This window comes from Candidatus Poriferisodalis sp. (genome assembly GCF_965262965.1).
GTDB lineage: Bacteria > Actinomycetota > Acidimicrobiia > Acidimicrobiales > Poriferisodalaceae > Poriferisodalis.
In genome coordinates, this window is sequence record NZ_OZ253573.1 from 1,880,606 (window position 1) to 1,894,340 (window position 13,735).

A 13,735-nucleotide genomic window follows, 5' to 3' on the forward strand; every position below is an offset into this window, starting at 1 on the left:
CTCCAACGTAACAAGCAGTCGGTCACGGCCCGACCATGATTAGGCAACCAGTGGGAACCGGCCGTCGTCTGCGGGATAGTTGCCGGCCACGGCGGTGGTGTCGTCGTCAGTGACGATGGGGTCGCAGCCCGGATGCGGGTACCAGACCGCATCGTCGCCGAGCCAGCGCGTCGACAGCGCCACACGCCGGTGATCGCCCGCGTTGCCGGGCGAACCGTGGATGATCCACGAGGAGAAGAACAAGGCGTCGCCGGGCTCGACGTCGAAGCCGACGATGTCGTAGCCGGCCCGATCAGCCTCGACGTCAGGCATCTTCTCGCCCTCGAAGTCGGCCATGAAACCCTTCGAGCCGTCGAACGACTCGGGCGCGTAGTACGCATCCCAGCTGTGCGAGCCCCGCACGAACTCCAGCGAGCTCTCCGCGACGGTCACCGGCGTCATCGCCACCCACGACGAGCAGATCTGCTTGCCCATGAAGGGCCAGTACGGGATGTCTTGGTGCCACGGTGTGGGGTTCGCGGTCCGCGGTTCCTTGATGAGCAGATGGTCGAAATAGAACCGCGCTGACGACGAACCCATGAGTTCCGCCGCCATCTGCGCCATGCCTGAATCAAAGACGAAGCCGCCGATCACGGGATCTTCCTGCCAGCGATAGCGCGTCGTGAACAGTCGATTCGAGCTCGCGCCGGGGTTGGTGTCCGACACCCACTTGCCGGGGTCACGCAGCTGCTGCTCGGCGACCTCGAGCACCCGCTCGATCCAGTCTTCGCCCACAGCGCCGCGGACCTTGACGACGCCGTCGGTTGCGAACGTTGCCTTGTGCTCTGCGGTGATGCGGGTCCTGGCTGCTTCAAGCACCTGCTGTCGGCTCATCGTTTTCTCCCGTCACACGCGAGGTCGCCGGGACCGGCTGGCGCCGATACCACGGAGAATCTTGTTGAAACAGATTCTGCCAGCGACCCGGTGCCGCTTACGCACGCGCGTCGGTGTCCGGCTCGCCGTCTGCGCACACTGCCACCCGCAGACCTGCGATGCGAGCCGAGCTGTGGGTCCGCTCGCGATGAACGCCGAAGGCGTGATGTGCCGGCACGAGATCGCCGAACGGGCTGACAACGTTCACGTTTTCGGCACCGATGAGCCCGGGATGCTCCACCCCGCACGCGTCGGCGAGGCGGAACAGCTCCTTGCGCAACCCGACGATGTAGTTGGCGAGCCGGACGCTCTTGTTCGTCGGGTCGAGGCCACGTGAGAGCCATTTGTTCTGCGTTGCGACACCCGTCGGGCAGTGATCGGTGTGACAGCGCTGTGCCTGGATGCAGCCGATCGCCATCATCGACTCGCGTGCGACGCCGATCATGTCGACGCCGATGTTGAACGCCAGCGCCGCGGGGGCAGGGAACCCCAGCTTGGCGGAGCCGATCATCACGATGTCATCGGTGAGACCTGCCTCGCCGAATGCCCGGTGCGCGACCCCGAACCCCCGCCAGAACGGCAGCGCCACATGGTCGGTGAACACCAATGGCCCAGCGCCGGTGCCGCCTTCGGCACCGTCCACCGTCACGAAGTCCGGTCCGCGGCGGGTCTCGGCCATGTGCTCAGCCAACTCGGTCCAGAAGGCTTCCTGACCGATGGCGGACTTGATGCCAACGGGGAGACCTGTGGCCGATGCCACTTCCTCGACGAAGTTCACGAGCTCACCCACGGAGCCGAAGGCCGAGTGCCTGCTGGGGCTCACAACGTCCTGGCCGACCGGAACGCCCCGAGCATTGGCGATCTGCACGCTCACTTTCGCAGCCGGCAGCAAGCCGCCGACGCCCGGCTTCGCCCCTTGGGACAACTTGATCTCGATGGAGCGCACAGGCGCCGACTCGACCGTCTCGAGCAACCGTTCCATTGAGAAGCTGCCATCGGGATTCCGGCAGCCGAAGTAACCGGTCCCCATCTGGAAGACGAGATCGCCGCCGCTGCGGTGGAAGTCCGAAACGCCGCCCTCACCCGTGTTGTGCATGCAGCCCGCGAGCTTCGCCCCCCGATTCAGGGCCTCGATGGCGGGACCAGACAGCGACCCGTAGCTCATGGCCGAGATGTTCACGATGGACGCAGGTCGGAATGCCTGCGGGCGGTCTCGCCAAGCGCCCATGACCTTGCCGCAGGGGATCGGCGCATCGTCGGGCACCGTGCGCCCGAGGGGGAATGCGCTGTGTCGAAAGGTGATGTGTCCCGGCTGGTCGATGTCACTGTCGGTGCCGAAGCCGAAGTAGGTGTTCTGCTGCTTGGCGGTGGAGTACACCCAGCGGCGCTGGTCACGGTTGAAGGGGCGTTCCTCTTCGTTGTCGGCGACGATGTACTGGCGCAGCTCCGGGCCGATCTTCTCCAGCAGGAACCGCAGATGCCCGACGACGGGATAGGTACGCAGGATCGAGTGGCGCTTCTGGGTGCTGTCGCTGATGGCGACGAGCACCACGACACCCCCAACGATGATCAGCCCCCACAACCACCACGGCACGAAGCCGAACCTACTGCGCTCGGGGGCAACGCCTCGGCAATGAGTTCGCGACGGCTGGCGAACGTCGCCCGGCGCGCACGGCGCTCACCGGCGGCACGCGATCGGATCGGCGCGGCAGTCCATTCCTATGCTGACGCCGTGGCATCGACTCCGGCAACCAGCGCACCACTCGGCGGCACGCGTCCGCCAATGCCGCCGCTGAGCTCAGAAGTCCTCGCGCTGCTGCCAGCTGCCGACGAGATGCCGCGCTGCGCTGTCCACGCCGCCGACATCGGCGTCGACCCGGGCGGCACGTCGATCTGCGCCGATGCTGTCGCGCTGGTGGAGGTGCCGCTTCCATGGCCGAAGCCCGTGTTCGCGGGCGGCTTGCTTGAGGGCTTCATGCCCATGACAGACCTTGCCGTCGGCCCGACTCGGGTGCTCGCAGCCGTACCGACGGCCAGCTACGACACACGGGGTGCTGTCAGCGGCCGACCCGGCGCACTCGCCGGCGACACCTCACACACCGACACTGTTCGGGTTGCGCTGCATTGTCGAACCGGCGCAGGGACGAAGAGCTACCAATTCGCCGCCGATGGCGCTGCTGGCCTGCGGCTGCTGTTCGCCCACCTGGCCCGCCGCATGCCGACTGAACCCATCCCCGAGCATGCTGGCTTCGTCCTGACGGGGGTAGGGCGCGACGAGCGGGCCGTGCTCATCTGCACACAAGGCAGCCACGACGTGTGCTGCGGCAGTGAGGGGACCCGTCTCGCCGCCGACTTCGAAGCAGTGCTGCGCGCATACAGCTCCCAATCCGACGATGTCGCCGACAACCTGCCCACCAGTACCGGGCAGGTAACCGTGTACCGCGTCAGCCATACGGGCGGCCACCGGTTTGCCCCCACAGCAATGACGCTGCCCGACGGCCGGATGTGGGCAGGCATCGAGGCAGGCGAACTTGCCGCAGTCTTGGATCGAACCGCCGACGCCGCAGTCATGGCGCCGCGCTGCCGAGGCTGGTGGGGCGCACCCACGGGTCCCCCGCAGGTAGCTGAGCGCGCGGTATTCGGGCACGTCGGCTGGCCGCTCGAAGACATGGCTCGCGAGATCCGGTTCAGATCGAACGGGACCAGTTGGGATGTAGAGGTCAGCGCCGCCGAAGCTGAACGGACGTGGACGGTGTCCGTGGCAGCGAGTCGCACCGTGCCCACGATCGCGTGCCGCACCCTCGGCGGCCTCCCGGCCAAGCCCGCCACAGAGTTCGAGGTCACCGAACTGCGCGAGAGCTGATCGAGTGCGAAGGGCAGAGTCCAAGCACGCGATCTAGCCTTCTTAGGTCGTCAACCCAAGCAGGGGACAGCCGCATGACATCACCGCTCGAGGGCATCCGCGTTGTCGAGTTCGCGAACTTCGCCGCGGCGCCGTCCGCTGCAGCGATCATGGCCGACCTCGGGGCGGAGGTGATCAAGGTCGAGGCCATCGGCGGCGACCCGATCCGCGGACTGATGAAGCAGGCCAAAGTCCCCGAGGGCACGCACAACCCTGACGTCGCCTTCCAGTTCATCAACCGGGGCAAGCAATCGATCCAGCTCAACCTCGAGGATCCCGACGGCTCGAACATCGCCCGCCGCCTAGTCGCGGCCTCCGATGTCGTGGTGATGAACCTGCTCCCCGAGCGCCGTGCGCGCTTCGGGCTGAGCACCGACGATCTGCTGGCGTTGAAGCCCGACCTGGTAGTCGGCGTGCTGTCCGGATACGGCGAAATGGGCGACGAAATCGACCGGCCCGGCTATGACGTCACGGCGTTCTTCTCGCGCTCTGGGTTGTACGGGGCTTCCACGCCGCCCGGCGGATTGCCTCCCCACGCCCGTCCGGGCCAAGGCGACCACACCACGAGCCTTGCGTTTTTCGGCGCCGTGATGGCAGGGCTTCGCGCCCGGGACGTCACCGGCGAGGGCCAGGTTGTGGAATCGTCGCTGCTGCGTACCGCAGCGTGGACGATTGCGATCGACCTCTCGACGTCGCTCGTGGACGGGCGCCCGAACACCGAGCGGCCCCGCGATCGGGGCCTGTCGCCGATGCTCGAGGCATTCGAGTGCGCTGACGGTCGCTGGATTCACTTCACGATGCCCGACACCGGTGACGCCTGGCCGCGATTCTGCCGGGCCATTGAGCGCGATGATCTGCTCACCAATCCCGATTACCAGACCGGTCGGCAACGATTTCGGGCGATGGGTGTCCTTGTGGCCGACATCGAAGACACCCTGAAGTCGAAACCGTCCGCGTACTGGATGCCACGCCTCGACGAATACCGCTGCATCTGGGCGCCCATCAACGACACCGCGTCGGCGGTACAGGATCCGCAAGTCCGCGCCACCGGCGCCTTCGAGACCATCGACCATCCCGAAGCCGGGGAATTCGAGACCATCGCCGCTCCGTTCCGGATGCACAACTCCCCCGAGGTAGGCGTGCGCGGCCCTGCGCCGCGAGCGGGCGAGCACACCGTCGAGGTGTTGTCAGACCTGCTGGGTCTCAATGCCGACGAGATTGCCGACCTGACCGAACGCGGGGTCGTCGCCTCGGACTGAACGCCCTCTCAGCGCTGCACCGGAGCCGGTGCGATGTCGAGGCGCCCGATGATGTCCGCGGCGATGTCCTCCGGGGAACGACCGGCGGTCGGGATCTGCTCAAACTGTCCGTAGCCAGCAGCGCGTTCGTTCAAGAGGCGAGTGACAGCGGCAGTCGGGTCCTCGCCCGCCAGCAACGGTCGCACCGGGCCGTCGGTATCAGCTTGCAGTCGGCGGACGATCTCATCGGCGTTCGCCACGAGACAGAAGACTCGGCCCGTGGCACCCAATGCATCGGCATTCGCTGCGTCAAGCAGCATCCGACCACCGGTAGCGATGACGTGACGCTGACGCCCGGCCACCTCAGCGGCCACCCCCCGCTCGAGTGCCCGGAATGCGTCTTCGCCGCGCGACTCAAAGATGGCCTCGATAGGCCCTCGTCGATCCACGATGACATCGTCAGTGTCCACGAACGCCCAGCCAAGTTCGCGAGCGATGAGCCGTCCAACCGTGGACTTGCCGGTCCCCATGAAGCCGGTCAGCACCACGTTGAGAACCACATCTCGCGCCACAGGCTCAAGCTAGGCGACCCCTTGTGTCAGGAGCGCAGACGGAATCTAAGCCTGATCTCGCGTGAGTGCTTGAATTTCCGGAAGTTCGAGAATCTGCTCGATGGTCGCCAACGTGTACGTGCGCCCTTGTGTCGCCAAGACGACGTCACAGAGGGCATTGGGACGCTCTGTCCAGCCTTTGCCATCGATGAGGACGCAAGCGTTGAGGCCGCGGCCACTCGCAGCGTCGGCAAGTGTTCGAATACGCGCAGCCTTGTCGCGGGCTGTGCCGCCGTCCTCAGCCACTTTGGACTCCACCACAAGCGTTGGTGACTCGTCAGGAATGACGAAGTCGGGTCCGGGCTTGACGCCGAATCGCTGAGCGGTTTCCGCAGCGCCCGCCGCACCCCGTGCTGTGCGGTGGTACGGCACCGAGTGTGCGTCAAGCAAGTCGCGCAACGGAAACTCCAAGACGGCGTCCCCCTTTATTTCGGAATAGGCATCCTGCACCTGTCGCCAAACACCTCCTACGTAACGCTGGAAGAGCAGCGCTGAGTACGGCACGCCAGCAGTGTGTGCACGGACACTCTCCCAGCCCCCGAACGTGTCGCGTTTGTGCAGCTTGGAATGGAAGTACGAATCCACGCGCGGCGGCACCGGCAAGAGATCTCCAGTCATCAGCGCCAAAGCAGCATCGGCGATGGACCCGACAAGTTGCTCTCGTGCGGCTGTCGTCCGCACGGGGAAGGCGTGCGCTCGAATTTCTTGAGCCTTCCACCGCTGACTCGTGACTCGGGGATCTGCAGCCGGATCGCGAATGCCAATTCGTTGTGCGTCAACCCGAGGATCATGCGCAGTGGTGCCAATGCCGCTGGAACGGCGAGCAGCGTCATGGCGAGGGAGCGGGCGCTGACGTCAGCGAAGTGGTCGGTGCCCTCAGCTAGAGCTCCGTAAGCCTCGGGGAACGAGGTGAAACGACGGGCTCACATGTTCGAGGTAGCCCCGCGTCAAGAGTTCGCGCGCCTCCTCTGCATCCTCACCGTGCTTGGCGAGCACAATGCCGACGGCTTGTTGGCGCGATACCGGATCTCGGTCCGCACCAGCCTCGCGAAGAATCTTCTTCTCTGAGTCCGAGAGCGCCATATTCAGATAGCGAGTCGCAGTTCGCCTGATTCGGGCTCGGCATCGTCGTTCGCGATTCGATCCCTCGCGACTTCGACGTATTCGCGATGCAATTCGAATCCACTGGCGCGTCGACCATGGCGTCGTGCAACTACGACGGTGGTCCCCGAGCCAGCGAAGGGGTCCACGACAAGACCGCCCGATGGGCAGATAGCCCGCACGAAGAACTCGGCCAAGCCTTCAGGCATCACGGCGGTGTGCTGGCCGGCGAGACCCCAGTGCTGGTTGTAGTTCTGGCACGCCTCAATGACGTTGCCGGGGTCCGCACCGCCCTTGTCGTACGTGTTGCGGCGGTCGCGACCGAATCCCGCCTCGGTGTTGCGACGGCCGTTGCGGTCGCGGCGGCGTCGCTCGATCTCCGCTTCGCTGGCCCGATACGGAACCCGGACTGCGTCAAGATCGAAGTAGGGCTGAGCACCCTTGGCAAAGTGGTATACGTACTCGAAACTGTCCTTGGTGCGTGGCCCAAAGCGACCCGGAACCGCGTTCGGCTTAGCCTGAATCCACCGGTGTGGTGGGTGTGTGGGGGTTGCCGCGTCCGCGAAAAAGGCCTCCTGATCTGCGACGATTGTGATGTCGAAAGCCACATTCGTCTCAAAAACAGGAGGCACTTTTTGTGTCTGGATCATCGCGCAGGCTGGACCGGTTCGCAACGACGTTCGATCATGAGGGCCTGGTGGCCAACGCGGGCCTGATCCTGGCGGGAACGCTGATGGACCGTCTGGGTCTGTTGGGGCTGATCGAGCGGTGGGTGCGCACCGGTTCCGCGAACCCAGGCCCGAAGATCTGCACGGTGGTCGCCGCGATGCTCGCTGGCGGCACTCACATCGATCATGTCGAGATGCTGCGCGCCGGGCGCACCGGGAGGGTGCTGGGGTTCCGCCCGATGGCGCCGTCCACGGTGGGGTCGTTCTTGCGGACGTTCACGTTCGGTCACGTCCGCCAGCTCGAAGCGGTGCTGTCGCGCACGCTCGCTCGCGCATGGCAGTTGGGAGCAGGCCCGGGCCGTGCGCCGCTGACGGTCGATCTGGACTCCACGGTCTGCGAGGTCCACGGCAAACAAAAACAAGGAGCCGCGTACGGCTACACCAGCGTGCTCGGCTATCACCCGCTGCTCGCTGCACGCGCCGACACCCGCGAGGTGCTCGCCGCACGCATGCGCAAAGGCTCCGCGGGGTCGTCGCGAGGCGTGGCGCGCTTCGCCGACGAGCTCGTCGCGAACCTGCGACGCGCCGGGGCGACCGGGCCGACCACGGTGCGCGCCGACTCGGGATTCTGGTCATGGAAACTGATCGACCGTCTCGACGCCCACGACATCAAATGGTCGATCACCGTCGCCCTCAGATCCTCTGTGCGCACAGCGATCCAAGCGATCAGCGACGACGCGTGGGCCGACATCGACTACACCAAAGACGGCCACGCCCAAGTCGCCGAGACGACCTATGCCACCGGCCGCGGCAAAGCCAAGCGCACCGTTCGTCTCGTGGTGCGCCGCACCCGCCTCGCCCAGGGCGCACAGCGACGGCTGTGGCCCGACTGGCGACACCACGCATTCAACGCCAACACCGAACACGACACCGCCGCCGCGGATGAGTTCCACCGCGGCCACGCCGTGGTCGAGCTCGCCATCCGCGACCTCAAAGAAGGCACCGGGCTCGAACACGTCCCCTCAGGCCACTACGGCGCGAACTGCGCACCGCTCGCCTGCGCAGCGCTCGCCCACAACATCGGCCACTGGACCGACACGCTCGCCGGCGCGCCGGCGGCCACGAACCGCTCGCGCCGCACCCGACTCGTCGCCCTCGCCGCCGTGCTGGTCAACCGCTCGGGCACACCCACCCTGCGATACCCCGCCCGCTGGCCCTGGGAAACACAATTCACAGCCACGCTCAGCGCTCTCAGGGCTCTGCCCGGACCCTCCGGCTAAACGGCACAGCCCGGAACTGACGCCCCCACACAAACCCAGCGTCGACAACCCCGAACCACACCCGCACCCCTAGCCGAACACGCCCAAACACACCAAACCACACCCCCAACAACCCGACGCGACCCCAACCCGCCACCAGCCCAGAAACCCGCGCTCACCAACAACCAATCGGTGGATTCAGGCTTAGACCAGATGTAGGTCTCCAGCCAACGCCAGCCCATGCGCTGGAGGGCCAGCACTAGCTCGTAGACGTAGGGATGCCGCTGTCCTCGCAGCGCTCCGCTGGCGGCTACTCGGTTCTTGATGTTCAGGACAAACGAACCTGTCTGTGCCGTGGCACGAAACATCGCCTCGGCGAATGGCAAGAACCACTCCACGTAGTGATCTGGGTGGATCTCCGAATAACGACGCGCATCCGCATACGGGGGCGAAGTAAGGAACAAGTCGACGCTTTCAGACGGCAAGCGCTCGAGCCAGTCGGCCGTATCGCCCCACACCACTCCCTCGTCGAGCAACCGTGAAACAGCGACGCCCGGGTCGACAGGCGCGGTAGGCGCCGTGGCCGATGTGTCGTCCCGCGTCATGCGGCCGACAGTAGCCAGCCGCTGTGACGCGAACAGCGACCGAAAGCCGTTCGCGCCACAAGCGCATTCTCCGAGGTCGGTCGGAGTTGCCCATTGGGGACAGATTCGATCAATCTGGATTGTGAGTGGGCCATTCGAAGGCGGGAGCGATCTGTTCGCCGTCGTCATCGACTCGGTGCGTGCCATGCCCCCTCTAGGAAGCGACCGCTTAGGCAGACCTGCCTTGGGGCGGCAGGCTGATCGCGAAGGCGTCGCGGATGGCGGCGTCGACAGCGGGACTGATGTGCGACGGCCAGTGATCGGCCAGCGTGGCGTTCACCCACTCATGCGCGACATCGTGTGCGGCCCGGCTGCCTGCATCGGCCCAGTCTTCGGGAGTGTCCCGGTTGCTGACCAGCGGGTACAGGTACTCGGTTTCCATGAGCTCGAGCGTCTGCGGTGAGCCGAGGAAGTGCCCTGGACCGGCGATGACTTCGGCGATGAGATCGGCCGAGAGTGTCTCAGCGTTCACCTCGATTCCCCGCACGGTGCGATTGATGGAGCCCAGCATGTCGTTGTCAATGACCAGTGCTTCAGGTGAGCACGCCAGCAGGCTCGCCAGCATCCCTGCCGACTCGTAGACGATGTTCGCTCCGGCGTGCGCGGCCAGCCCCACGTTCAGACCCTTCTCGTAGCCAGCCTGGGCGTCATTCACCTTGGAGTCCGTCATGCCCGCCGCCACGCCGGTGGGCAGTCCGAGCCAGTGGCCGAGTTGGGCCGCGGCGGCGTTGAGGATGCCTTCCTCGCCCGATCCCCCGCTCATGGCTCCCGTGCGCAGGTCGGACACGAACGGCCACATGCCCAGCAAGCATGGATGCCCGGGCGACAGCAGGTTCACGAAGGTAAGCCCGCCGAGGCATTCTGCCAGCGCCTGTGCCAGTGAGCCTGCGAGTGCCGCGGGTGCTGTGGCGCCGGCTTGCAGTGCCGAGAGCAGGTTGATGGGCATGCCGGTGCGCACCTGTGCGACCAGGCACCGCGCCGAATCGTGAGCGAAGCGCAGCGGGGGGACGACGAACGTGTTGTTCGCCGCCATGAACGGGCGCTTCGCAAACTCGCCGGGGCCACCAAGCACGAGGTCGAACATCTCGACCGTTTCGTACACCCAGCGTGGGTCGAACCACGAGGATCCGCCCGGTTTCGTTGTGCTGCACATCACTGCGTATGCCGTGGTGATGTCGAGGTCACGGGTTTCGGGCAAGTCGCGGGCCACGACCGTGCGCACGTAGAAGTGCAGGTTGTCGAGCGTGTCGACGAGGCGGCCGCAGTCGTACACGTCTTGGGCCACCGAGTGCCGGAACGTGCGGGTGACGTGGTCGTATATGAGCACCGCCGCGCCCGAGGTGCCGAAGTAGACGTGCTCGCCGCCCACGTGCACCGACTGGTCGTCGTCAAAGCCGTGCCAGATCCACTCTTTGGCTGCTGTGGAAATGGCCCGCTCGATGACGCCGCGAGGCAGTCGTAGGCGACCGTTGTCGTCGACCCATCCGCCGAGAGGCGTCGCCGCTTCAATGAACTCGTCGAGCGGCTCGCCCATGCCAACGTCTTCGAGCAGTCCGAGGGCGGTGTCGTAGACCTGTTGCAGGTCTCTGTCGGACAGCGGCTTGAAGCGGCCCGCCGGCAGGCCAGGGCGGACCGGTCGGCGGTCGCGCTCGGGGACTGCCTCGCGGACAGCAATGCGGCCGGCTCTGCCGCCGCCTCGGCGACGGCGCGGTGCCTCAGCAGCATCCGACGGTGCGTCTGTGTCAGCCATCTTCAGGAACACCTCCTGCGGAAAGTTGTGTTGCGGGTGGCGCGGGCGCCAGATACTTGAGGTTCAGGGAAAGCGATGCGGTCGCGCGGCCATGAAGGCTCAAGCGCGCAACGCCGTGTTGCGGGCGTCGTAGGCGGCCTCGGCGAGCACGGTTGCGGTGCGGCGCTCGCCGAGCAGGTCGAGTTCGAAGGTGCTGCCGGGGGCCTCGAAGCGGGGATCGACGTACACGAACGCCAGGCTGCGACCCACCGTGTGGCCCCAGGCGCCGCTTGTGCCGATGCCCATGGGCTCGTTGGTGCCAGGGGCGAATGCAGGCTCGTTGCCGCGCACGTCGTTGTCGGTGGCATCCACCTCGCAGTACACGAGCACCATCGAGAGCGGTTCGCCGCGCTCTTCCGATTCGCGGCGGGCCACGGTGGCGTCACGCCCGATGAAGGGGCGGCTGTAGTCCACGAAGCGTCCCAAGCGGGCCTCGACCGGCGTGATCTCGGTGGTCAGCTCGCTGCCCCACGCCTTGTACGCCTTCTCGATACGCATGACGTTCATGGCGTAGCTGCCGAAGTGGACCACGCCGTGCGGCTCGCCCGCCTCGACGAGCGCGTCATAGATGCGTGCGGCGTCGTCCATGGCACAGTGCAATTCCCAGCCCAGCTCGCCGACGTAGGACACCCGGAGCGCGATCGCCCGCGCACCCGCGACCGAGATCTCGCGGGCAGTCAGCCATCCGAAGTCGTCGTTGCCCACGCCCGTGTCGCTGAGCGGAGCGAGCACATCGCGAGCTCGCGGGCCCGTGACTGCCACGATCGCCGTCGCATCGGTTGCGTCTCGCACGCTCACCTGCTCGCCGGCCAGAACGTGGTCTCGCAGCCAGTCCAAGTCGTGGCTCTCGCCAATGATCGCCGAGGCCAGCCAGAACCGGTTCGGCGCCAGTCGGGCAATCGTCATCTCGCACTCGATACCGCCGAGCGGAGTGAGCATGTGGGTCAGGCGAATGCCGCCGTCACGCGCCGGCAGGCGGTTCGCCGAGAGGCGATCAAGCAACGCTGCCGCGTCGGCACCGGTCACCTCGAACTTGGCAAATGCGCTGAGATCAGCGATGCCAACACGTTCGCGTACACCGCGCACTTCGGCACCGACGACGTCGTGCGCGTTCGAGCGTCGGAAGGAGTGAGCCTCGGGCCTGCCGTCGGGGGAGAAGTACTGCGGACGCTCCCAGCCGTAGATCTCCTGCCACTGCGCACCCAGAGCATCCAGTCGGCTCCACAGCGGTGTCGTGCGGACCGGTCGACCTGCGTCGCGCTGCTCGCCCGGCAGTCGCACTTGGTACATCTCGTGGTATTCGTCGATGGCCTTCTCGAAGGCGAAGGCGGACTTCGGTCCGGTGTGGTCGCCGAACCGGCGCGGGTCCATGCTGCGCACGTTGATCTCGGTCTGACCGTGCACCATCCACTGCGCGAGGAACTTGCCGGCGCCCGGTCCCTGCGTGATGCCGATGGACGCCCCGTTGCAGTGCCAGTAGTTGCGCACTCCCGGAGCGGGCCCCATCAGGTAGCCAGAGTCGGGCGTGTGGGTGATCGGCCCCGAGACGACCTGCTTGATGCCGGCCGACGCGAGCGCACCGATGCGCTGCTGAGCGAAGTCGAGACATTCCTCGAGCACATCGAGATCCTGGCCCGGCAGGTGGAAGTGCAGATCCCAGTCGATGCCGTCGACTCCGTACGCCCGAGCACCGCTCATCTCGTAGGGGCCGATGAGCAGCCCGTCGATTTCCTGCCGGTAGTAGCACGAGGCGCGCGGATCGCGAACGACGGGCAGTTCGGCGCTGAGTGCGGCGACCTCGGGCACCGTTTCGGTGACGAGGTACTGGTGAATGACCGACACGATGGGCACGTCGAGCCCGATCATCGCCCCGAGCTGTGGTGCGTAGTGCCCGGCCGCGTTGACGACGTGCTCGCAGTGGATGATCTCGCGCTCCGCATCGCCGTTGGCTCCGTTGCGACGCCGGGCCGGATCGGCGCCGCCCCGAACGACTGCGACATCCCAGGAGCCATCGGGCCGCTGCGTCATGCCGGTGACGAGCGTGTGGCGCATGATCCGGCAGCCGAGATCCCGGGCACCCTTGGCCATGGCGTTCGTGCAGCTCGACGGGTCGGTCCAGCCGTCCTTGGGTGTGTAGAAGCCGAGACGGACGTCGTCGAGATCGGTGAGCAGCGGGTGCCGCTCGGCGATCTCATCGGGCCCGATGAGGTACGACTCCACGCCGATCTGGGTGAGCATGGCGTGGACGTAGTGATGCCAGTCGGCCTCGTCGACGGTACGTGCCAACCGGATCGCCCCGCAGCCATGCCACCCTGCTGACAGCCCGGTCTCGGCCTCGATGCGCGGATACAGCGAGATGGCCTCCTGGTGGACCTTGGCCATGTTGAGGTCGCCGATGAAGTTCGGAATGAGGCCAGCCGCGTGCCACGTCGACCCCGACGTCAGCTCGCCCTTCTCAACGAGGATCGTGTCGGTCCATCCCTCGTGCGCGAGCGCGTACAGCAAGCCGGCGCCCATCGCCCCACCGCCGACGATCACGCATCGCGCTTGTTCAGGCATGCTCAGTGATACCGGGCGTGCTCAGCCATAGCGCACCTGCTCAGCCATACAC

The 13,735-nt window shown here is 66.3% G+C and carries 12 protein-coding genes; 4 read left to right on the top strand and 8 right to left on the bottom strand.

The genetic code is table 11. From position 1 onward, the window contains the following. Window positions 1–39: 39 nt before the first annotated feature. Window positions 40–873 (bottom strand): phytanoyl-CoA dioxygenase family protein, encoded by an 834-nt coding sequence (locus ACQY5K_RS09040; RefSeq protein WP_428122198.1) that lies wholly within the window; start codon window positions 871–873, stop codon window positions 40–42. A gap of 97 nt (window positions 874–970) precedes the next feature. Then, complete coding sequence (locus tag ACQY5K_RS09045) at window positions 971–2,506, bottom strand: FMN-binding glutamate synthase family protein (RefSeq protein WP_428122200.1); 1,536 nt, start codon at window positions 2,504–2,506, stop codon at window positions 971–973. A 138-nt stretch (window positions 2,507–2,644) separates the two neighbouring features. Between ACQY5K_RS09045 and ACQY5K_RS09050 the strand changes: the two genes are divergently transcribed. Then, complete coding sequence (locus tag ACQY5K_RS09050; RefSeq protein WP_428122202.1) at window positions 2,645–3,775, top strand: sucrase ferredoxin; 1,131 nt, start codon at window positions 2,645–2,647, stop codon at window positions 3,773–3,775. A gap of 74 nt (window positions 3,776–3,849) precedes the next feature. Then, window positions 3,850–5,073: a CaiB/BaiF CoA transferase family protein gene (locus ACQY5K_RS09055; protein WP_428122204.1), complete on the top strand. Its 1,224-nt coding sequence runs from the start codon at window positions 3,850–3,852 to the stop codon at window positions 5,071–5,073. An 8-nt stretch (window positions 5,074–5,081) separates the two neighbouring features. Here the strand turns inward: ACQY5K_RS09055 and ACQY5K_RS09060 are convergent, their stop codons facing one another. Together ACQY5K_RS09060 and ACQY5K_RS09065 are read right to left on the bottom strand one after the other, a co-directional pair. After that, complete coding sequence (locus ACQY5K_RS09060; protein WP_428122207.1) at window positions 5,082–5,624, bottom strand: shikimate kinase; 543 nt, start codon at window positions 5,622–5,624, stop codon at window positions 5,082–5,084. 45 nt (window positions 5,625–5,669) lie between these two features. Next, the gene (locus ACQY5K_RS09065; protein ID WP_428122209.1) at window positions 5,670–6,344 is read right to left on the bottom strand and encodes a hypothetical protein; all 675 of its coding nucleotides are present in this window, start codon (window positions 6,342–6,344) and stop codon (window positions 5,670–5,672) included. A 228-nt stretch (window positions 6,345–6,572) separates the two neighbouring features. On the opposite strand from ACQY5K_RS09065, the gene ACQY5K_RS09070 reads away from it, so the two are divergent. Continuing rightward, a complete protein-coding gene (locus tag ACQY5K_RS09070) occupies window positions 6,573–6,731 on the top strand; it encodes a hypothetical protein (protein WP_428122212.1) in 159 nt (52 codons plus the stop codon). A 17-nt stretch (window positions 6,732–6,748) separates the two neighbouring features. Here ACQY5K_RS09070 and ACQY5K_RS09075 read toward each other — a convergent pair whose 3' ends face one another. Next, the gene (locus tag ACQY5K_RS09075) at window positions 6,749–7,372 is read right to left on the bottom strand and encodes a DNA-methyltransferase (RefSeq protein ID WP_428122214.1); all 624 of its coding nucleotides are present in this window, start codon (window positions 7,370–7,372) and stop codon (window positions 6,749–6,751) included. 29 nt (window positions 7,373–7,401) lie between these two features. Here ACQY5K_RS09075 and ACQY5K_RS09080 point away from each other — a divergent pair, with 29 nt between their 5' ends. Next, complete coding sequence (locus ACQY5K_RS09080; protein WP_428122216.1) at window positions 7,402–8,712, top strand: IS1380 family transposase; 1,311 nt, start codon at window positions 7,402–7,404, stop codon at window positions 8,710–8,712. Here ACQY5K_RS09080 and ACQY5K_RS09085 read toward each other — a convergent pair. From ACQY5K_RS09085 to ACQY5K_RS09095, 3 genes are all read right to left on the bottom strand, one after another. Beyond that, window positions 8,709–9,296 carry a DNA methyltransferase gene (locus ACQY5K_RS09085; protein WP_428122219.1) on the bottom strand — a complete coding sequence of 196 codons (588 nt, stop codon included), beginning with the start codon at window positions 9,294–9,296 and terminating at the stop codon, window positions 8,709–8,711. The genes ACQY5K_RS09080 and ACQY5K_RS09085 overlap by 4 nt on opposite strands. 208 nt (window positions 9,297–9,504) lie before the next feature. Then, window positions 9,505–11,085: a trimethylamine methyltransferase family protein gene (locus ACQY5K_RS09090; protein ID WP_428122222.1), complete on the bottom strand. Its 1,581-nt coding sequence runs from the start codon at window positions 11,083–11,085 to the stop codon at window positions 9,505–9,507. A gap of 99 nt (window positions 11,086–11,184) precedes the next feature. Next, window positions 11,185–13,683 carry a GcvT family protein gene (locus tag ACQY5K_RS09095; RefSeq protein ID WP_428122224.1) on the bottom strand — a complete coding sequence of 833 codons (2,499 nt, stop codon included), beginning with the start codon at window positions 13,681–13,683 and terminating at the stop codon, window positions 11,185–11,187. Between the last annotated feature and the right edge of the window lie 52 nt (window positions 13,684–13,735).